Here is a 286-nt window from a genome sequence, read left to right as displayed (position 1 = left end):
TCCGATTGATGCGGTGGATGATGCGATGGGTGCGGTGAACGGCTTTGTAGGCGGCGACACTGCGTCTGTTCTGGACAACGACACGTTGAATGGCGTGGTTGTTGATCCGGCAGATATCACGCTGACGCCTGGCACGGCACCTTCGCCTGCTGCGGGTTCGATCACAATGAATGCAGACGGGACGATCACTGTCGCGCCGGGCACGACGGCTGGGACGTACAGCTATCCCTATACGATCTGTGAGAACTTGAACGGGACGAACTGTGATACGGCCACAGCGACGGTC

The 286-nt window shown here is 58.7% G+C and carries 1 protein-coding gene; it reads left to right on the top strand.

Translation table 11 applies throughout. The features are described 5' to 3' along the window. Window positions 1-286: Ig-like domain-containing protein (locus tag ACXAH3_RS16505; RefSeq protein WP_474863366.1), on the top strand; the 286-nt coding region annotated here is incomplete at both ends.

It is taken from the genome of Aliiroseovarius sp. ABM4_368 (assembly GCF_056161205.1).
Note: the sequence above shows the minus strand (reverse complement) of the source record. Positions and strands in the feature narration are given on the sequence as shown.